This window comes from Lysobacter sp. CC-YZS074 (genome assembly GCF_056739745.1).
On the sequence record NZ_CP200301.1, the window covers coordinates 2,927,255 to 2,944,863 of the forward strand.

Annotated in this window: 16 protein-coding genes and 1 pseudogene; 9 read left to right on the forward strand and 8 right to left on the reverse strand. The window is 70.6% G+C overall.

The features are described 5' to 3' along the window. Window positions 1–98: 98 nt before the first annotated feature. Entirely contained in the window at window positions 99–1,511 is a 1,413-nt protein-coding gene (locus U8331_RS13265) for an MFS transporter (protein ID WP_481131481.1), read from the reverse strand. Between the two features lie 91 nt (window positions 1,512–1,602). On the opposite strand from U8331_RS13265, the gene soxR reads away from it, so the two are divergent. After that, entirely contained in the window at window positions 1,603–2,070 is a 468-nt protein-coding gene (soxR, locus tag U8331_RS13270; RefSeq protein WP_481131482.1) for a redox-sensitive transcriptional activator SoxR, read from the forward strand. Here soxR and U8331_RS13275 read toward each other — a convergent pair. After that, on the reverse strand, window positions 2,067–2,981 hold the full coding sequence (locus U8331_RS13275; protein ID WP_481131483.1) for a LysR family transcriptional regulator: 915 nt from the start codon (window positions 2,979–2,981) through the stop codon (window positions 2,067–2,069). The genes soxR and U8331_RS13275 overlap by 4 nt on opposite strands. 99 nt (window positions 2,982–3,080) lie before the next feature. Here U8331_RS13275 and U8331_RS13280 point away from each other — a divergent pair, with 99 nt between their 5' ends. From U8331_RS13280 to U8331_RS13300, 5 genes and pseudogenes are all read left to right on the forward strand, one after another. Beyond that, complete coding sequence (locus U8331_RS13280) at window positions 3,081–4,331, forward strand: MFS transporter (protein WP_481131484.1); 1,251 nt, start codon at window positions 3,081–3,083, stop codon at window positions 4,329–4,331. A gap of 38 nt (window positions 4,332–4,369) precedes the next feature. Then, the gene (locus U8331_RS13285) at window positions 4,370–5,401 is read left to right on the forward strand and encodes an aldo/keto reductase (protein ID WP_481131485.1); all 1,032 of its coding nucleotides are present in this window, start codon (window positions 4,370–4,372) and stop codon (window positions 5,399–5,401) included. Window positions 5,402–5,478: 77 nt separating this feature from the next. Next, window positions 5,479–6,186: a glycosyltransferase gene (locus U8331_RS13290; RefSeq protein ID WP_481131486.1), complete on the forward strand. Its 708-nt coding sequence runs from the start codon at window positions 5,479–5,481 to the stop codon at window positions 6,184–6,186. A 109-nt stretch (window positions 6,187–6,295) separates the two neighbouring features. Beyond that, a pseudogene (locus U8331_RS13295) lies at window positions 6,296–7,417 on the forward strand (PilT/PilU family type 4a pilus ATPase); the annotation flags it as partial. Window positions 7,418–7,861: 444 nt separating this feature from the next. After that, the gene (locus tag U8331_RS13300) at window positions 7,862–9,031 is read left to right on the forward strand and encodes a mechanosensitive ion channel family protein (protein ID WP_481131487.1); all 1,170 of its coding nucleotides are present in this window, start codon (window positions 7,862–7,864) and stop codon (window positions 9,029–9,031) included. Between the two features lie 60 nt (window positions 9,032–9,091). Here the strand turns inward: U8331_RS13300 and U8331_RS13305 are convergent, their stop codons facing one another. The 4 genes from U8331_RS13305 to U8331_RS13320 form a co-directional block, all read right to left on the reverse strand. Beyond that, window positions 9,092–9,514, reverse strand: coding sequence for a PepSY domain-containing protein (locus tag U8331_RS13305; protein WP_481131488.1), 423 nt, complete (start codon window positions 9,512–9,514; stop codon window positions 9,092–9,094). Between the two features lie 112 nt (window positions 9,515–9,626). Then, window positions 9,627–10,172 carry a DUF6630 family protein gene (locus tag U8331_RS13310; RefSeq protein WP_481131489.1) on the reverse strand — a complete coding sequence of 182 codons (546 nt, stop codon included), beginning with the start codon at window positions 10,170–10,172 and terminating at the stop codon, window positions 9,627–9,629. A gap of 135 nt (window positions 10,173–10,307) precedes the next feature. Further along, window positions 10,308–10,508 carry a hypothetical protein gene (locus tag U8331_RS13315; RefSeq protein WP_481131490.1) on the reverse strand — a complete coding sequence of 67 codons (201 nt, stop codon included), beginning with the start codon at window positions 10,506–10,508 and terminating at the stop codon, window positions 10,308–10,310. A gap of 165 nt (window positions 10,509–10,673) precedes the next feature. Next, window positions 10,674–11,345 (reverse strand): SDR family oxidoreductase, encoded by a 672-nt coding sequence (locus U8331_RS13320; RefSeq protein ID WP_481131491.1) that lies wholly within the window; start codon window positions 11,343–11,345, stop codon window positions 10,674–10,676. A gap of 327 nt (window positions 11,346–11,672) precedes the next feature. On the opposite strand from U8331_RS13320, the gene U8331_RS13325 reads away from it, so the two are divergent. Beyond that, on the forward strand, window positions 11,673–12,845 hold the full coding sequence (locus U8331_RS13325) for a PAS domain-containing sensor histidine kinase (RefSeq protein ID WP_481131492.1): 1,173 nt from the start codon (window positions 11,673–11,675) through the stop codon (window positions 12,843–12,845). 192 nt (window positions 12,846–13,037) lie between these two features. Here U8331_RS13325 and U8331_RS13330 read toward each other — a convergent pair whose 3' ends face one another. Further along, window positions 13,038–13,442 carry an Hsp20/alpha crystallin family protein gene (locus tag U8331_RS13330; protein WP_481132994.1) on the reverse strand — a complete coding sequence of 135 codons (405 nt, stop codon included), beginning with the start codon at window positions 13,440–13,442 and terminating at the stop codon, window positions 13,038–13,040. 251 nt (window positions 13,443–13,693) lie between these two features. Beyond that, a complete protein-coding gene (locus U8331_RS13335) occupies window positions 13,694–14,101 on the reverse strand; it encodes a hypothetical protein (RefSeq protein WP_481131493.1) in 408 nt (135 codons plus the stop codon). A 190-nt stretch (window positions 14,102–14,291) separates the two neighbouring features. On the opposite strand from U8331_RS13335, the gene U8331_RS13340 reads away from it, so the two are divergent. Together U8331_RS13340 and U8331_RS13345 are read left to right on the forward strand one after the other, a co-directional pair. After that, window positions 14,292–15,095, forward strand: coding sequence for an alpha/beta hydrolase (locus tag U8331_RS13340; protein WP_481131494.1), 804 nt, complete (start codon window positions 14,292–14,294; stop codon window positions 15,093–15,095). Between the two features lie 102 nt (window positions 15,096–15,197). Further along, on the forward strand, window positions 15,198–17,603 hold the full coding sequence (locus U8331_RS13345; RefSeq protein WP_481131495.1) for a TonB-dependent receptor plug domain-containing protein: 2,406 nt from the start codon (window positions 15,198–15,200) through the stop codon (window positions 17,601–17,603). Window positions 17,604–17,609 lie beyond the last annotated feature (6 nt).

The following is a 17,609-nucleotide window of genomic DNA, read 5'->3' on the forward strand; positions in this document are numbered from 1 at the left end:
GCCGGTCGACGGTCCCACCCTTGCACAGGTGCCGTTAGCGATCCGCGAGAGTGGTTCCTGACCAGGACCGCCACGGGTCCTTGCCCCAAGGGGACTTCCTACGGGTCGCGCGACACGGTCGCCGGCCTCACCCGCCCGGCCACCATCGCCCCGGCCATCGCCAGTACCGCCGTGGCAACGAACCCCGACAGGTAGGCTGCCAGCGGCGCGCGCGCCAGCAACGCCGCAAACAGCGAACCGCCGAGCGCCAGCGTGGCCGCGGTGAACAGCGCATCGCACAACTGCAGCGCCGAGGCATTCACGCCCTGCCGCGCCGGAGGCGACAGCTCCAGCGTCAGCACCGACAGGCTTGGGAACACCAGTCCCATGCCGAGTCCGGCAACGACCCATCCCGCCATCGCGACCGGCACCGGCACCGCCGGGCTGATCGCCAGCGCCGCCCCCACGATGCCCAGCGCGAGCAGCGACATGCCGGCACGCAGCACCCGCACCGGCGACGGCGCGGCCAGCCGGCCGCGATACCACGAGCCGGCCGACCAGCCGAGCGCTCCGATCGTCAACGCGACCCCGGCCCAGGTCGGCGACAGCCCACGCTCGCGTGACAGCAGCAGCGGCAGGAACACCTCGGTGCCGAAGAACGCGGCGGCGGCGATGCCGCGCAGCGCGATCACCGACGGCAGCCCACGCGCGGCCCGCAGCGTCCCGGGCGGCAGCAGCCGGCGGATGCTCACCAGCAGCGCCGCGGCCGAACCCGCGAGCAGCACCGCGGCGGCGGCACCCGCCTGCTGGCCGGCGTAGTGCAGCCCCAGTGCGCACGCCGCGGCGCCCACCGCCCATGCCAACCGGTGCCGGTCGCGCGATTCGCCACCGCCCTCGTCCGGCAGCGGCCCCAGCCCGCGCAGTGCCGGCAGCACCATCCACGCCGCGGCGCCGGCGACCAGCGGCACCAGCAGGAACACCCAGCGCCAGCCCAGATGTTCGACGATCAGGCCGCTGATCGTCGGCCCGACCACCGCCGGCAGCACCCAGGCCGCGGCGAACGCGGCGAAGATGCGCGCGCGCAGTCCGGCCGGGTAGGCGCGGCCGACCACGACGTACAGCGACACCGACATCAACCCGCCGCCGAAGCCCTGCACCACCCGCCCCACCAGCAGCACCCACATCGCCGGCGCCAGCCCGGCGATCACCAGCCCCAGCGCGAACCACGCGATGCCGTGCCGCAGCGGCGTGCGCGGTCCGCGCCAGTCGGCCCAGCGGCCCGCCGCGACCATCCCGACCACGCTCGAGGCGAGGGTGCCGGCGAAGGCCATCGCGTACAGCGCGAGCCCGTCCAGCGCCTGCGCAACGGTCGGCATCGCGGTCGCCACCGCCAGCGCCTCGAATGCGTACAGCGCCACCAGCGATACCGCGCCCAGGGTCAGCGCGCGGTGCGGCCGGCCGAGCAGCCCGTCCGCCACGGCGGCATCCGGCCCGGCGTTGCCACCCGCATCGTTGCCCGCGTTTCGATCCATGTCCGCCTGCATGTCCACCGCTGTTCCTTCCGTTGACCGCGACCGCGTCGACGCCGAGGATAAAAGCTCAAGCAAACTCGAGGTCAAGGCCATGGCGGTCCCCGCCGAGCTCAGCGTCGGGCAACTGGCACAGCGCAGCGGCGTGGCGGTGTCCGCGCTGCACTTCTACGAGGCCAAGGGGCTGATCCACAGCCGCCGTACCGCCGGCAACCAGCGCCGCTACCCGCGCGACAGCCTGCGCCGGGTGGCGGTGATCCGCGCCGCCCAGCGCGTCGGCATCCCGCTGGCGACCGTGGCGTCCGCGTTCGCCGAGCTGCCCGACAGCCGCACCCCGAACCGGAGCGACTGGGCTCGGCTGTCGGCGCGCTGGCGAGAAGAACTCGACGCCCGCATCCACCAGCTCGTCCAACTGCGCGACACGCTCGACGACTGCATCGGCTGCGGCTGCGTGTCGATCACGCGGTGCCGGCTCGCCAATCCGGCCGATGCGCTGGGAGCGACCGGCGGAGGCGCGCAACGCTGGCCGGCGCCCGGCGCCGGCCCTGCCACCCCGGACTAGGTTTCCCGCTCCCATGGCGGCGTGCCGTCGAATTTCGCCGCGAGGAAATCGACGAAGGCCCGCACCCGTGGCGGCACCAGCCGCCGCTGCGGCATCACCGCGTGGATGCCGGTGTCGGCCAGCCGGTATTCGGGCAGCACCTGTCGCAGGCGTCCCGAGCGCAGGTCGTCGCTGACATGCCACAGCGAATGCAGGGCGACGCCGAGTCCGGCCAGCGCGGCATCGCGCAGCAGGTCGCCCTGGTTGCTCTCGATGCGGCCGCCGACCCGCACGGCGGCGGCGCGGCCGCGACGGTCGGTGAGGCGCCAGGTGTCCTGCCGGCCCTGGCTGCCGACCAGCAGCAGGCATTCGTGTTCTGCCAGGTCGGCGGCGGTCTTCGGCACGGGATGGCGCCGCAGATACTCGGGCGAGGCGCACAGCACGCGCCGGTTGGTGGCGAGCTTGCGCGCGACCAGGCTCGAGTCGTCCAGCGCACCGATGCGGATCGCGAGGTCCAGGCCGGCGCTCACCAGGTCCACCTTCTGGTCGTCGAGGCCGACACTGACCCGCACCGCCGGGTGCAGCGCGAGGAACTCGGGCAGCAGCGGCGAGATGTACATGCGTCCGAACGTCGACGACATGGTCACCCGCAGCGTGCCGGCGACGCCGGCGCCGGACTGGCGCAGGCCGGCGGTCAGCGCCTCCAGGTCCTCGACCAGCGCGCGTCCCTGGGTAGCCAGCAGCAGGCCTTCGGGCGTCGCGTGCAGTTGGCGGGTGGTCCGGTGCAGCAGCCGCACGCCCAGTTCGCGTTCCAACCGCTTCAGACGCTGGCTCGCCACCGCGACCGAAAGGTCGAGGCTGCGCGCGGCGGCGCTGATCGACCCGAGGTCGAGCACGCGCAGGAACAGGGCGATATCGTCGAGGCGCTCCATCGATTTTCAACTTTCCGTGGAAACTGATTGTCGATATTGACGGTTTCCGGCGATAAAGCGAGGGCGCAGGCTGCCCGCTCCTTCTCCGGCCTGCCCGCCATGCCTCCCGCCATCCGCCCCGCCACCGGCGTTCCGCCCCCGGCACGCATCCCCCTCGCCCTCTACGCGCTGACCATCGGCGCGTTCGGCATCGGCACCACCGAGTTCGTGATCATGGGCCTGCTGATGCAGGTCGCCGCCGACCTGCAGGTCACCATCGCCGCCGCCGGCCTGCTGATCTCCGGCTATGCGCTGGGCGTGTTCGTCGGCGCGCCGCTGCTGACCGCGGCCACCAGCCGGCTGCCGCGCAAGGCGGCGCTGGTGGCACTGATGATGGTGTTCACGCTCGGCAACCTGGCCTGCGCGCTGGCCCCGGACTACACGTGGCTGATGGTCGCGCGGGTGGTCACCTCGCTCGCCCACGGCACGTTCTTCGGCATCGGCGCGGTGGTCGCGACCGGCCTGGTGGCGGAGGACCGCAAGGCCTCGGCGATCTCGATCATGTTCACCGGCCTGACCGTTGCGACCCTGCTCGGCGTGCCGGCCGGTGCGTGGCTGGGCCTGCACTTCGGCTGGCGTTCCACGTTCTGGGCGGTGGTCGCGATCGGCGTGGTCGCGACCGCGGTGATCGCCGCGCTGGTGCCGGCCGACCGCACCGACCAGGCGCCGATCTCGATGCGCGAGGAGGTCAGGGTGCTCGGCCGCGTGCAGGTGCTGCTCGGGCTGCTGGCGACGGTGGTCGGCTACGCCGGCGTGTTCGCGGTGTTCACCTACATCCAGCCGATCCTGACCCGCATCACCGGCTTCGCCGACAGCGCGGTATCGCCGATCCTGCTGGTGTTCGGCGTCGGCATGGTCGCCGGCAACCTGCTCGGCGGGAAACTCGCCGACCGCCGGCTGGTGCCCACCCTGCTCGGCTCGCTGGCTCTGCTGGCGCTGGTGCTGGGCCTGATGACGTTCGCGCTGCACAGCAAGCCGGCCGCGGTGCTGTTCACCGGCCTGCTCGGCGCCGCCGCGTTCGCCACTGTCGCGCCGCTGCAGATGCGGGTGCTGCAGAAAGCCGAAGGCGCGGGGCAGAGCCTGGCGTCGAGCTTCAACATTGCTGCTTTCAACCTCGGCAACGCGCTGGGCGCGTGGCTGGGTGGCGTGGTGATCGCCCACGGCCCGGGACTGACCGCGGTGACCTGGGTCGCGTCGCTGGTGACCCTGCTGGGCCTGGCGGTGGCGCTCTGGAGCGTGCGGCGGGACCGGCGCGTGCCAGACCGGGCGCCGACGCCGCCACTTACCGCGCCGGCGGCCTGTCCGCGCTGACGCCTGCGCCTTTCCCCTCCCACCACCAAGGAACTCCCATGGAAACCCGTTTTCTCGGCCGCTCCGGCTTCAAGGTGCCCGCGCTCGGCCTCGGTACCGGCACATTCGGCGGCAAGGGTCCGCTGTTCGGCGCCTGGGGCACCACCGGCGTCGCCGAGGCGCGACGGCTGGTCGACATCTGTCTCGATGCCGGCATGAACCTGTTCGACAGCGCCGACGTGTACTCCGACGGCGCCGCCGAATCGGTCCTCGGCGAGGCGATCAAGGGGCGCCGCAACAAGGTCATCGTGTCGACCAAGCTCAGCCTGCGTGCCGGCGAGGGCCCGAACAATGTCGGCGCCTCGCGCCACCACCTGCTGCGCGCCACCGACCGCGCGCTCCAGCGGCTGGGCACCGACTACATCGACCTGCTGCAACTGCACCACTTCGACGCGATGACGCCGGTGGACAGCGTGATGTCGACGCTCGACGACCTGGTCCGCGCGGGCAAGGTCCGCTACCTCGGCGCTTCGAACTACTCCGGCTGGCAGCTGATGAAGTCGCAGGCCGCCGCCGACCGCCTCGGCACCGGCCGCTTCGTCGCCAACCAGACGTACTACTCGCTGGTCGGCCGCGACTACGAGTGGGAACTCATGCCGCTCGGGCTCGACCAGGGCATCGGCGCGGTGGTCTGGAGCCCGCTGGGCTGGGGCCGCCTGACCGGGCGGCTCCGCCGTGGCCAGCCGCTGCCGGACGGCAGCCGCCTGCATGACACCGCCGGCTTCGCGCCGCCGGTCGAGGAGGAACGCCTGTACCGCGTGGTCGACGCGCTCGAAGCCGTCGGCGCCGAGACCGGCAGGACCGTCCCGCAGGTGGCGATCAACTGGCTGCTGCAGCGGCCGACGGTGTCGACGGTGCTGATCGGCGCGCGCAACGAGGAGCAGCTCCGGCAGAACCTCGGCGCGGTCGGCTGGACGCTGGACGCCGGGCAGATCGCGCGCCTGGACGAGGCCAGCCGGGTGACGCCGCCCTACCCGTATTACCCCTACTGGAACGGCCAGTTCGCCGAACGGAATCCGCCGCCGGTCTGATGTCGTCCAAGCGATTGTCACCGGGCCTTTGACAGCGGCCGGGGACAATGGCGGCGCCCCCCCGCAGCGGAGCCTGCGTGATTTCCTTCATCGTCCCGGCCCACAACGAAGCGCGCCTGATCGGCGCGACCCTGGACGCCCTGCACGCGGTGGCCGGTTCGCTCGACGAGCCCTGCGAAATCCTCGTGGTCGACGATGCATCCACCGACCGCACCGCCGCGATCGCCCGCGACCGTGGCGTGGCGGTGATCCGGGTGGAGCACCGTCATATCGCGGCGACCCGCAATACCGGCGCACGCCACGCCCGCGGCGGCCGGCTTTTCTTCATCGACGCAGACACCGTCGTCGACCGCGCGGTGGTGTCCGCCGCGCTGGCGGCGATGGATGCCGGCGCGGTAGGAGGCGGCGCGGCGGTGCGCCTGCGCGGGCCGCTCGCGGCACACGAACGCGGACTGCAGGCCCTGTCCATCCTGCTGTTCCGCGCCACCCGGATCGCGCCCGGCTGTTTCGTGTTCTGCACCCGCGCGGCATTCGACGCCGCCGGCAGCTTCGACGAGCGCTACTACGCCGGCGAGGACGTCGCCATCAGCCGGGCGCTGGCCCGGCAGGGGCGTTTCGTGGTGTTGCGCGAAGCGGTGCATACCTCGGCCCGCAAGTTGCGCACGTTCTCGCTGCTCGAACAGCTGGGGTTCCTTGCGCGCTTCATGGTCGGCGGGCGACGGATGCTGCGCTCGCGCCACCGCCTGGATTTCTGGTACGGCAAGCGCCGCGACGAGGAGCACTGAGGCATCCGCCCGCACTTGTCCGCGCGCGGCATGGCCGCGGTGCAGTCCCGCCACCTGGCCGTCGCACCCGGGCTGGCATGATCGCCGCCCGCCCGCATCCACCCCGCCCATGACGACGCTCACCGAGGAACAGGCCCGCGACTACATGCATAAGCTGCTCGCGGCCATGGTAAAGGCCGGCGGCTCGGACCTGTTCATCGCCCACGACTTCCCGCCGAGCATGAAGGCCCACGGCCAGATGACCCCGTTGAGCCAGCAGAAGCTGACCGGCGCGGTGACCGCCAGGCTCGCCGAGGCGCTGATGAATGCCAAGCAGCGCGCGGAGTTCGCCGAGCAGATGGAGTGCAATTTCGCGATCGTCGTGCCCGGCCTGTCGCGCTTCCGGGTCAACGTGTTCGTGCAGCAGGGCAGCGTTGGCATGGTGCTGCGGACCATCGCCGCGGAGATCCCGAACTTCGAAAAGCTGCGCCTGCCCGAGGTCCTCAAGGACGTGGTGATGCAGAAGCGCGGCCTGGTGCTCCTCGTGGGCGGTACCGGGTCGGGCAAGTCGACGTCGCTGGCGGCGATGATCGACCACCGCAACCGCACCTCGGCCGGCCACATCATCACCGTCGAGGATCCGGTCGAGTACGCGCATGTGTCGCAGAAGTCGCTGGTGACCCACCGCGAGGTCGGCGTCGACACCCACTCCTGGCACCACGCGCTCAAGAACACCCTGCGGCAGGCACCCGACGTCATCCTGGTCGGCGAAATCCGCGACGCCGAGACGATGGAGCACGCGATCTCCTTCGCCGAGACCGGCCACCTGTGCCTGAGCACGCTGCACGCCAACAGCGCCAGCCAGACGATGGAGCGGATCATCAACTTCTTCCCGGAGGAGCGCCGCACCCAGCTGCTGATGGACCTGTCGGCGAACCTGCGCGCGATCGTCTCGCAACGGCTGATCCGCACCGAGGACGGCAGGGGCCGGGTCGCGGCGATCGAGATCCTGCTCAACACCCCGACCATCGCCGAGAAGATCTTCAAGGGCGAGTTCAACGAGCTCAAGGGCATCATGAACAAGTCGCGCGAGCTCGGCATGCGCACGTTCGACTGGGCCCTGTTCGAGCTCTACAACGAGGGCCTGATCTCCTACGACGAAGCCATCCGCAACGCCGACTCGGCCAACGAGCTGCGGCTCAGCATCAAGCTCAAGAGCCGCCGCGGCGAACCCTCGGCGGCCGCCGGCCTGTCGCTGTCGCTGCACGAGGAGCCGAGTCCGGAAGCAGTCGAGGCGATGCGGCAGGAGGAACTGCGCAAGCAGCAGGAGAAGCGCGACCAGCTCGAACTGGAGCGCCTGCGCGCGGCGCGGCAGGGACCGGCGGAGTGAGCAGCGCCCGCCTGCGCCCTTAGCGCCTGCACCCGGCTGGCGAGGGCTCTGGATGCCGGGCGGGCATGCAGGCCTGGGCTTTTGTAGGAGCGGCTTCAGCCGCGATCGTGGAATGGGCACTGGCGGACGATCATCCGATCGCGGCTGAAGCCGCTCCTACACAAGCGCGGGACATGCGCGAGATCCGCCGGCGCGGCCGTCTTGCGTGGTCCGCTGGGATGTTCACCGCACCTCGCAGCAACGAACCCTACGCGGGTTTGACACCCGCCGGCGCAGCATCGGGGCTCGTCCGCCGCGGAGCCCGAATTGACTTTCAGCTGGGAGCAGTTCGTCGCGATCGCTTGGCCGCTGCTGGTGGCGCTGGCGCTCGCGTGGCTGGTGCGCCGCATGGTTCTGGCCGTGGCCCGTCGCGTACGTGCACGCTCGCCCGGCCGGCGCGCGCGCCTGGTGGAAGTGATCGCGATGCCGGCGGCGGTGGCGCTGCCGCTGTTCTTCCTGAGTCTCGCGGTCGCCGGCGCGCCGCTGCCGGAGGTCTGGGTCGGGCGGATCCAGCATTGGCTCGCGGTGGGCGGGCTGCTGTGCATCACCTGGCTCGCGGTGCGGGTAATCGGCGCGATCGAGCGCGGCATCCTGCGCCGCCATCCGGTCGAGGTGGCCGACAACCTCGAGGCCCGGCGGATCCAGACCCAGGCACGCGTGCTCGGCCGGGTGGCGCAGATCACGATCTGGCTGGTCGGCGTGGCGATCGCGCTGATGACGTTCCCGGCGATCCGCGAGCTGGGCGCGACCCTGCTCGCCTCGGCCGGCATCGTCGGGCTGGTGGCCGGCATCGCCGCCAGGCCGGTGTTCGGCAACCTGATCGCCGGCCTGCAAATCGCACTCACCCAGCCGATCCGGCTCGACGACGTGGTGATCGTCGACGGCGAGTGGGGCCGCATCGAGGAGATCACCAGCGCGTTCGTGGTGGTGCGGGTGTGGGACGAGCGCCGGCTGGTCGTGCCGCTGCAGTGGTTCGTCGAGAACCCGTTCCAGAACTGGACCCGCACCAGTGCGCAGCTGCTCGGCACCGCGTTCCTGTGGCTGGACTACCGCACACCCATGGCCGCGGTGCGCGACGAGCTCCGGCGCATCTGCGAAAGCGACGGGCGCTGGGACGGACGCGTCTGCGTGGCCCAGGTCACCGAGACCGACCAGACCACCATGCAGGTGCGCCTGCTGGTGAGCGCGCGCAATTCGGGCGATCTGTTCGACCTGCGCTGCGTCGCGCGCGAACGGATGATCTGCTTCCTGCACAGCCACCATCCCGAGTCGCTGCCGCGGGTGCGTGCCGACCTGTCACGCGCCGGCGACAGTCGCGATGAACCGCCCGCACCGGGCGGACTGTCCGTGCACAGCGCGGACACCCGTTCGCCGGGCGCGGAGGAGGTCAACGCCGCGGATCGGGCCGGCCGGGCCGAACGCCAGCGCGAAGCCTGATGCGGAAACAGCGACACCCCGCCGGACAACGGCGGGGTGTCGGATCGGGCGCGGTCCGGATCAGTCCTTTTCGGTGCCGATCACTTCGCCGGTATCGGGATCGATCTTCAACTCGACGTCGCGGCCTTCCGGGTCGTCGGCCTCGGCATTCCAGATGCCGTCCTCGTAGTCGACGTCGTGCACGTTGAGGTAGCCGGCGGCGGCCAGGCGGGCCCGCACATCGGCCTCGCCCAGGGCGGCCACCCCGGTGTTGGGGTAGACCTTGCCGGTCGCCGGGTCGATGCGCACTTCCATGCGGTTGCCGTCGGCGCTGCGGGCGTCGGCCTTCCACACGCCGTCCTCGAACTCCACGTCGTTGACCCGGGTGTAGCCCTGAGCGGTCAGCTCGGCGCGGATCTGCTGCTCCGTCATGGCGTCCTGCGCGAACGCGGCCGCGGGCAGCGACGCGGCGAGGGCCAGGCTCAGCACGGCGATCTTGTTCATGGTGTCCTCCGGATGCGGTTGGGTGGGCCGAGTCTCGGGCGACGGCGGGAAACAACCGGTGAACATGGCGGCGTGCATCGACAGCCGGTTCAGTGAGGCCCGGCGCGACCCGCTAGCCGCCCGCGGGACGCACGTCGATGCCGAGCGCCGGCGCAAGCACGCGCATCGCCTCGTCGTCCCGGCCGAGGCTGATCCACCCGGCGTGGCCGCCGTCGGTCTCGCGCATCCACAAGGTGTAGCCGTGCTCACGCAGGCGGTCGAACGCGGTGGCGAGCAACGCTTCCACCTCGACGCCATCGAGGAAGTCGTCGTCGGTGGGGTCCTCGACGCCCCAGTCGATGCGCAGGTTCCAGCGCGCGGCCAGCTCGGCCAGGCTGTCGACCACGCCGGCGGTGTCGCCGTCGTCCACCCGGAAACCGGCACGCCAGTCGATCACGTCCTGCAGGATCGCGGCGACATCGCCGTCGTCGGCGCCCTCCGCCCAGACCTCCTGGAACGCGGCGAACTGCTGCAACGCCGCGTCCTCGTCGCCCGGGTTGATCAGCAGCAGCAATTGCCAGACCACCGCCTCGGTGCCGGCTTCGTCATCGGCATCCGCGCCGGCATCGAAGCCGTGGGCGAAGTTGTCGTCGGGGTCGTATTCGTCGGGCTGGGTCATGGGCGGGTCTTGGAGAGGCTTGAGGGCGACATGCTGCCATTGCCGCGGCGCGATGCGCCGTCACGATCCGTCAGCGGAAGCGGCCCGCGCGCGCGTGATGGCCGGGCGTCGCTGCAACGACGACGCGTGACCGCATCAACGCCGCGCCTGGGTCTGCTCGTCGATGTTGTCGCTGCGCACGTCGTCGACGGCGGGGATGCCGCTGCCGCGACGGCCCTGCAGGTCGTCCTCGACGGGTTCGCCCTGGTTCTCCAGGCGCGCGTCTTCGGCGCCCTGCTCCTCGTGCAGCAGGTTGGCGGCGGTGGGGCCGGTCACCGGGTCGTCGTCGGGCTGCATGGCCCGGCGTTCTTCACTCGGCGGGGCGACATCGGTGCGGGTGCCATGCTGATTCCGGTCGGGATGGTTCATACGTCCTCCATGAAGCGTGCGGACCGGCGCCCGGGAGGACGCCGGCACCGGCACGGTCACACGGCGGCCGTTAGCACGCCGGCAACGCCGCGCTCACCACGGCAGGGCGCTGCCGGTGGCATGCCAGAACGTGCCGCTCTGCTCGAGGGTGAGGGTGTCCAGCCGTTCGACCAGCTGCGCCGCGGACTGCTCGGGGGTTACGTCGCCCGTGCCCCCGACCATGTCGGTCGCGACGTAGCCCGGGTGCAGCAGGAACACCGCGATGCCGCGCGGCTTCAGGTCCAGCGCGAGCGACTTGCCGACCGCGTTCACCGCCGCCTTGGACGCGCGGTAGCCGTAGTAGCCGCCGGAGCCGTTGTCGGCCACCGATCCCATGCGGCTGGTGACGATGCCGATCTTCGCGCCTTCGCCGAGCCGCTCCGACAACGCCTGCGCGACTCGCAGCGGGCCGAGCGTATTGACCTCGAACTGACGCCGCATACTGTCAAAACCGTCATCGTCGATCGTGCCGAACGACTCGTTGCCGAGGATGCCGGCGTTGAGCACGAGCACGTCGATGCGGGTGTCGGCGAGTCGCCGCGCGAGCGCCGCCACGGCCGGTCCGTCGGTGACGTCGACGCCGGCTTCGACCTCCGCGCCGGTCGCATCGAGTTCCGGGCTGCTGTGCCGGCAGACCGCGATGACGCGGTCTCCGCGTCCGCTGAAGCGGCGGGTCAGGGCGAGGCCGATGCCGCGGTTGGCGCCGGTGACGAGGACTGTCTTCATGGATGTCTCCTGTGACGATCCGTCCGCAATGGCACCGCGGGCATCGACATTCAAGGCGGGTGGCAGGCACTGCCGCTCAACCGCAGCTGCGCAGCATCAGGTTGAGCGCGATGGTCAACGCCACCGACAGCACGATGCTGACCAGGCAGCCGGACGTACGGACCTTGATCGGCATTCCGGGTCGCTCCATTCGGAAAGGGTCATGGTGGGGCGGGGCGATCAAGGTCAGGTGGAACCGTGCATGGAGGATCGGCACCGCCCGCGGCGCTTAACCGAAAACTCATCTGCCGGCACCCATGCTGGCCGCATGAAATCCGGGGACATCCCGTGAGCGGCATCCCACCCGAGCCCACGGCATCGGCGGGTCCGTCGGGCGCAATCGATGATGCGACCGCCAGGGAACTGGTGTGGGCGTTCGCGCGGCAATCGGAGGACCACGCGATCCTGCTGGTTGCACCCGGCGGCACGATCGTCTGGGCCAGCCCGGGCGCCGCCAAGGTACTTGGCGCCGAGGCGCCCGCCATCGTCGGCCAGCCGTCGGCAAGGTTCTTCATTCCCGAAGACCGGCGCCTGGGTATCCCCGAACACGAGATCAATGTTGCCACCAGCCACGGCTCGGCGGAGGACAACCGCTGGATGCAGCGCGCCGATGGCGCGCGCTTCTGGGCGTCCGGGATGATGGTGGCTCTCCGCGGCGAGGATGGCCGGCTGGTCGGTTTCGCCAAGGTGATGCGCAACCTCACCGACCTCAAGATGCGCATCGAAACGCTCGAAGGGCGCGCCTCGGCGATGGCGGAAGCCAACGAGATCAAGACCACCGCCATCGCCACGATCGGCCACGAGCTGCGCAACCCGCTGTCGTCGCTGGGCATGGCGACCGGGATCCTGCGCCGGCTGGCCGGCGGCGAGCCGAAACTGCAGCCGCTCCTGTCGATTCTCGAGCGCAACGTCGATTTCGCCGAGCGGCTGATCAACGACCTCCAGGACGCCAGCCGCGCAGGGGCGCGCAAGCTCCAGCTGTTCCCCGAGCGCCTGCCGCTGGAGGCACTGCTCAGGTCCGCCATCGATACGGCACAGCAGCGCACGCCCGACGCGGTTCGCATCATCGAGCTGCTGCTCCCGCCCGGCGAGGCGATCACGGTTCCCGGCGACCGGGTGCGCCTGCAGCAGGTGTTCGTCAACCTGCTGCTCAACGCGATCAAGTACACCCACGACCACGGCCGCATCTGGGTGAAGGGCAATGTGCACGGCCGCTGGCTGGTGGTGCGCATTGCCGACAACGGCATCGGCATCGCACCGGAGATGCTGAAGCGGATCTTCCAGATGTTCACCCAGGCGTCGACGCCGATGGCCCACGCAGGGATGGGCATCGGCCTGGCCTTGGTGAAGGAGATCGTGGAGCTGCACGGCGGCAGCGTCGAGGCACGCAGCGACGGGCTGGACCGGGGCAGCGACTTCGTCGTGCGCCTGCCGCTCGACGTCCCGGCACCGCCTGCCTGAGGCGCGCGCGGCCGATCGGCACAGGACTCGGCTGCGGATCGGCTGTCGACCCGCCGGCGTGCGGCGGCCGGCGGGCGGCCGCCGCACGCCCCGGGTTACCGGCCCGGGAGCCACCTGCAGTCCGGAAGTGGCGCGAACCCGCCGCGCCGGATCCGGCCGCGGCCAGCGCCGCGGCCGGTGCATGGCGAGCGGTCAGTCCTTGCGGACGCCCACCTGGATGCGCCGCGGCGTCGTCTCCGGCCGCTTGGGGATGGTGATCTCGAGCACGCCGTTGTGCCCGTGTGCGGAAATGCCTTCGGCGTCCGCGCTGTCGGGCAGCGCGAAGCGGCGGTGGAAGGCACCGTGACGGCGTTCGATCCGCGAGAAGCGTTCGGCATCACCCGTGGCTTCGCTGCGGCGCTCGCCCTTGATCGTCAGCATGCCCTTGTCCATCTGCACCTCGATCGCCTCCGGGTCGACGCCGGGAATGTCGGCGTACAGCACGAAGCGGTCGGGCTCCTCCTTGATGTCCACGCGCGGGATCCACTGGCTGGTCACCACCGACGACTCGTCGGCGGAGGTCGCGTTGAACAGGCTGCCTTCGAACAGCCGGTCCATCAGCTGGCGCAGCGGATCCTGCGGGCGGCTCTCGTTCTGCCATTGATGGCGGATCATCTGGTTCATGGTCGGTTCTCTCGTGTGCTTGAGCGGCCCCCGCCGCTCCTGCCACGCCAGATAGGTGGCGACCATCTGGTTTCAAGCCGCGATCCGGCCGGATGTTCGGCCACCGTTGGGCTACGTCGAAAATCCGTTAAGCAGCGGTCCGCTTCCCTGGGAAGCAGCATGGCCATCCGCGATCGAGCCGTCGCTCACTCGTCGAGGCTGTTGCCGTGATCGCGCGGGGAGCGGTTGACGTCGGCGCGGCCGGCGGACGCCCGCTCGCCACCCGAAGTCGCCCCCAATGTCCCCGGCCCCGACTCGGAGGCGTTGCCGATACCTGACAGCTCGTTGCCGTCACTGGCGGCGAGCGCCGATCCGATCGGCTGGTCGCCAGCGGAGGCCTCGTTGCCGCCGTTGCCATGCGAGGTGCCGTTCTGCGCCGACGCGGCCGACTCGATGCCGCTGGTGTTGCTGCCGACCAGGTTGCCGCCGCCATAGCCGGCATCGTCGGTGCGGCCGTTGTCCGCGCGGTCGTCGCTCGCGGGAGCGTCGGGCGCCCGCGGGGTGAGGCGGGATCCGGGCTGTGACGGCCGGTCGGGCGTGGATGAAGTGCTCATGCTCGGCTCCTCCTGAAGAAAGCCAGTCGCGGACACGCATCGTCGGCGCACCGCAGTGACAGCCCCGTAAACCGCCACCCGGCAGGGCTGCCGACGGACCGTGTTGAGCCGCCGCACACAGGTTCACCGCTACCTTCACGGTAGCGCCGTGCCGCGGCGCACCCTCGCGGCAATCACAGAACAACCACCGATGCACGACCAGGTCCGCAGCGCCATCGGGCGCAAGTACGACATTCGCGTCCATCTGCCACCCGGCGATCCGCCCGACGGCGGTCACGCGGCGATCTGGCTGCTCGACACCCCGACCACCTGGGCGCCGATGCAACAGGCGCTGCACGAGCACGGCGAAGACGGAGTGGCGGTGATCGGCATCGGCTGGGACAACGAGGGCGGGGTCGACCCCAATCTGCGCCGGCGTGACTTCACCCTTCCGGCGCGCCACGACGTGCCACCGCCACGCGGCGCTGCCGAGTGGAACGAGGACGGCGACGCCAAGGCGTTCCTCGCGTTCCTCACGCGGGAACTCCAGCCACGCTACCTCGATGCCCTGCCACTCGATCCGGACCGGCAGGCGCTGGTCGGCCACTCGCTCAGCGCCCTGTTCGCGCTGCAGGCGCTGATGGCGGAACCGGGCAGGTTCCAGCACTTCGTCGCGGCAAGCCCGTCGATCTGGTGGGACGGGGCACGCATCCTCGGCGAGGCGCACCGGATCGACTGGTCCGCGGCACGCGATGCGCGGGTGCTGATCACTGTCGGCTCCGGAGAGCAGGTGGCCGGACCGGAGAAGCCGGTCGAGGTTGCCGGCGAAGCCGACGCTGCGGTGCTCGGCGAGCAGCACATGGTCGACAACGCGGGCGCGTTCGCCGAACTGCTGCGCAACCGGGGCCTGCCCTGCGAGTTCCACGTGCTTGAAGGGGAAACCCACGGGTCGGTGATTCCCGCGGCCATGGCGGCGGCGCTGGCGTTTGTCCGCGACGAATCGAAAACGTCGTGAGCGCGGTTGTGGACGCTGCCCCGGCCGCGTACTAGATTCGACCACGCAGTGGGGGATCCAGTCATTTGACTCCAGCCAGTCAAGCCAGTCCCGGGGAATTGCATGGAACGCAACACCAGATGCACGTATTTGTGCCGGGCGATCGCGCTCGCCCTTTCGCTGCCACTGCCGCTTACCGCGCTGGCGCAGCAGGGCCCACCCGCTGACGCCGAAACGTCGCAGGACGCGGTCCAGCTGGAAGCGGTCACCGTGCTCGGCTCGCGCCGGCTCGACCGCTCCTCCGACACCACCTCGCCGGTGCCGGTCGACGTCATCCCGATGGAGGAGCAGGCGCAGTCGGGGGCCCAGTTCGACCTCGCGCAGACGCTGCAGTACACCGCACCCTCATTCACCTCGACCCGCCAGACCGGTGCCGACGGCGCCGACCTGATCGACGGCGCGGCGCTGCGCGGGCTGGGTTCGGACCAGACCCTGGTGCTGGTCAACGGCAAGCGCCACCACACCGTGGCGCTGGTCAACATCTACGGCGCGCGCAACCGCGGCAACACCGGCACCGACCTCAACGCGATTCCGGTGCTGGCGATCGACCGGGTCGAGGTCCTGCGCGACGGTGCCGCCGCGCAGTACGGCTCGGATGCGATCGCCGGCGTGATCAACATCGCGCTCAAGCGCCGGCCCGGCTGCGAGGCGGTGCTCGGCTGGGGCCAGTACTCGCGCGGCGACGGCGACAACGCGCTGGCGTCGGCGTACTGCGGCGTCGAGTTCGCGACCGGCGGCGGGCTGGCGGTCACCGGCGAGTGGCTCGACCGCGGCCGCTCCGACCGGTCGGAGCCGAAGGGCAGCCCGCGCATCATCGGCGACTCCGAGGTCGACAACCGCACCGTCTATCTCAACGGCGACATCCCGCTGGGCGAGCCGGCCGAGCTGTACTTCACCGCCGGCATGCAGAACCGCGACGCATCGTCGGCCGCGTTCGGCCGCGGTGGCCTCGGCACCGAAGACATTCCGTCACGCAACTCCGCGGCGATGTACCCGGACGGCTTCGTGCCCTTCATCGACGGCGTGCTCGACGACCGCTTCGCCATCGCCGGCGTGCGCGGCGATGCCGGCAACTGGCACTGGGACCTGTCGCAGACGCACGGCTACAACGAGCTGCGCTACACCATCAACAACACCCTCAACGCCTCGATCGCCCACCTGGACCTCCTCGAAGGCGGCACCGGCATCAGCCCGGACAGCTTCGACGCCGGCGGCTTCTCGTTCGAGCAGGACACCACCAACCTCGACGTGTCGCGCTATTTCGATGGCGTGCTCAACGGCATGAACCTCGCGTTCGGCCTGGAGCACCGCGAAGAGCGCTACCGCATCCGCGCCGGCGAGCCGGGTTCCTACATAGACGCGGACGGCGCCGGCGAGGGCGGCAATCCGGGCAGCCAGGGTTTCCCCGGCTTCCAGCCGTCGGACGTTACCGACCGCAGCCGCGACAGTGACGCGGCCTACGTCGACCTCGAGTTCGACCTGACCGATCGCTTCCTGCTTGGCGTGGCCGCCCGCTACGAGGATTACAGCGACTTCGGCTCCACCCTCAATGGCAAGCTCGCGATGGCGTTCGAGGTCAGCGACACGCTGCTGTTGCGCGGCTCGGCCAGCACCGGCTTCCGCGCGCCGTCGCTGCAGCAGAAGTACTTCTCCTCGACCATCACCGACTTCATCGCCGGCGAGCCGGTCGACGTGGTGATCGCCGCCAACGACAGCGAACTGGCGCGTGCGGCCGGCATCCCCAACCTGACCGAGGAAACCTCGCAGGGCGGAACGCTGGGCCTGACCTGGACGCCGCGCGACAACCTGTCGCTGACCCTGGACGCCTACCGCATCGATATCGAGGACCGGGTGGTGCTCAGCGGCGAGTTCGACACCAGTGATCCCGCCATTGGACCCATTCTCGAATCGATGGATGTCGGCCTGGCGCGGTTCTTCTTCAACTCCGCCGACACCCGCACCCAGGGCATCGACCTGACCGTCGCCCACGACATGCCGCTGGGCGACGGCGAGCTTTCGACCTGGCTCGGGGTGAACTACAGCAGGACCGAGATCACCCGGGTCAACACGCCGCCGGAACTCGCCGGACGCGAGGACGTGCTGATGAGCGAGCGCGACCGGTTGTTCCTCGAATACGGCGCGCCGCGCCGCAAGGCGGTGCTCGGCTTCGACTACGCGCTGGCACCGTGGGACTTCAGCCTGAAGGTGATCCACTTCGGCGAGCAGACCCTCGGCACGTGGTCGGGGCCGCCGGTGTACCAGCACTACGCGGACAAGACCTCGGCCGATGCCAGCGTGTCGTACTCGTTCAACCCGGAGACCAGGCTCACCGTCGGCGCGGCCAACGTGTTCGACGTGTTCCCGACCCGGCAGAACCCCGACGAGACCGACAACGGCCACGTGTTCGAGAGCGTGCAGTTCGGCCTCAACGGCACCGCGTACTTCGCGAGGCTGTGGCACCGGTTCTGAGGCGTG

What these genes read in the sequence shown, in the direction of transcription:
- U8331_RS13335 (WP_481131493.1), bottom strand. Translation starts at nt 14,101, where the DNA reads ATGAGCACTTCATCCACGCCCGACCGGCCGTCACAGCCCGGATCCCGC.
- U8331_RS13330 (WP_481132994.1), bottom strand. Translation starts at nt 13,442, where the DNA reads ATGGACCGGCTGTTCGAAGGCAGCCTGTTCAACGCGACCTCCGCCGAC.
- U8331_RS13305 (WP_481131488.1), bottom strand. Translation starts at nt 9,514, where the DNA reads ATGAACAAGATCGCCGTGCTGAGCCTGGCCCTCGCCGCGTCGCTGCCC.
- U8331_RS13320 (WP_481131491.1), bottom strand. Translation starts at nt 11,345, where the DNA reads ATGAAGACAGTCCTCGTCACCGGCGCCAACCGCGGCATCGGCCTCGCC.
- U8331_RS13265 (WP_481131481.1), bottom strand. Translation starts at nt 1,511, where the DNA reads ATGGATCGAAACGCGGGCAACGATGCGGGTGGCAACGCCGGGCCGGAT.
- U8331_RS13315 (WP_481131490.1), bottom strand. Translation starts at nt 10,508, where the DNA reads ATGCAGCCCGACGACGACCCGGTGACCGGCCCCACCGCCGCCAACCTG.
- U8331_RS13310 (WP_481131489.1), bottom strand. Translation starts at nt 10,172, where the DNA reads ATGACCCAGCCCGACGAATACGACCCCGACGACAACTTCGCCCACGGC.
- soxR (WP_481131482.1), top strand. Translation starts at nt 1,603, where the DNA reads ATGGCGGTCCCCGCCGAGCTCAGCGTCGGGCAACTGGCACAGCGCAGC.
- U8331_RS13345 (WP_481131495.1), top strand. Translation starts at nt 15,198, where the DNA reads ATGGAACGCAACACCAGATGCACGTATTTGTGCCGGGCGATCGCGCTC.
- U8331_RS13275 (WP_481131483.1), bottom strand. Translation starts at nt 2,981, where the DNA reads ATGGAGCGCCTCGACGATATCGCCCTGTTCCTGCGCGTGCTCGACCTC.
- U8331_RS13285 (WP_481131485.1), top strand. Translation starts at nt 4,370, where the DNA reads ATGGAAACCCGTTTTCTCGGCCGCTCCGGCTTCAAGGTGCCCGCGCTC.
- U8331_RS13340 (WP_481131494.1), top strand. Translation starts at nt 14,292, where the DNA reads ATGCACGACCAGGTCCGCAGCGCCATCGGGCGCAAGTACGACATTCGC.
- U8331_RS13280 (WP_481131484.1), top strand. Translation starts at nt 3,081, where the DNA reads ATGCCTCCCGCCATCCGCCCCGCCACCGGCGTTCCGCCCCCGGCACGC.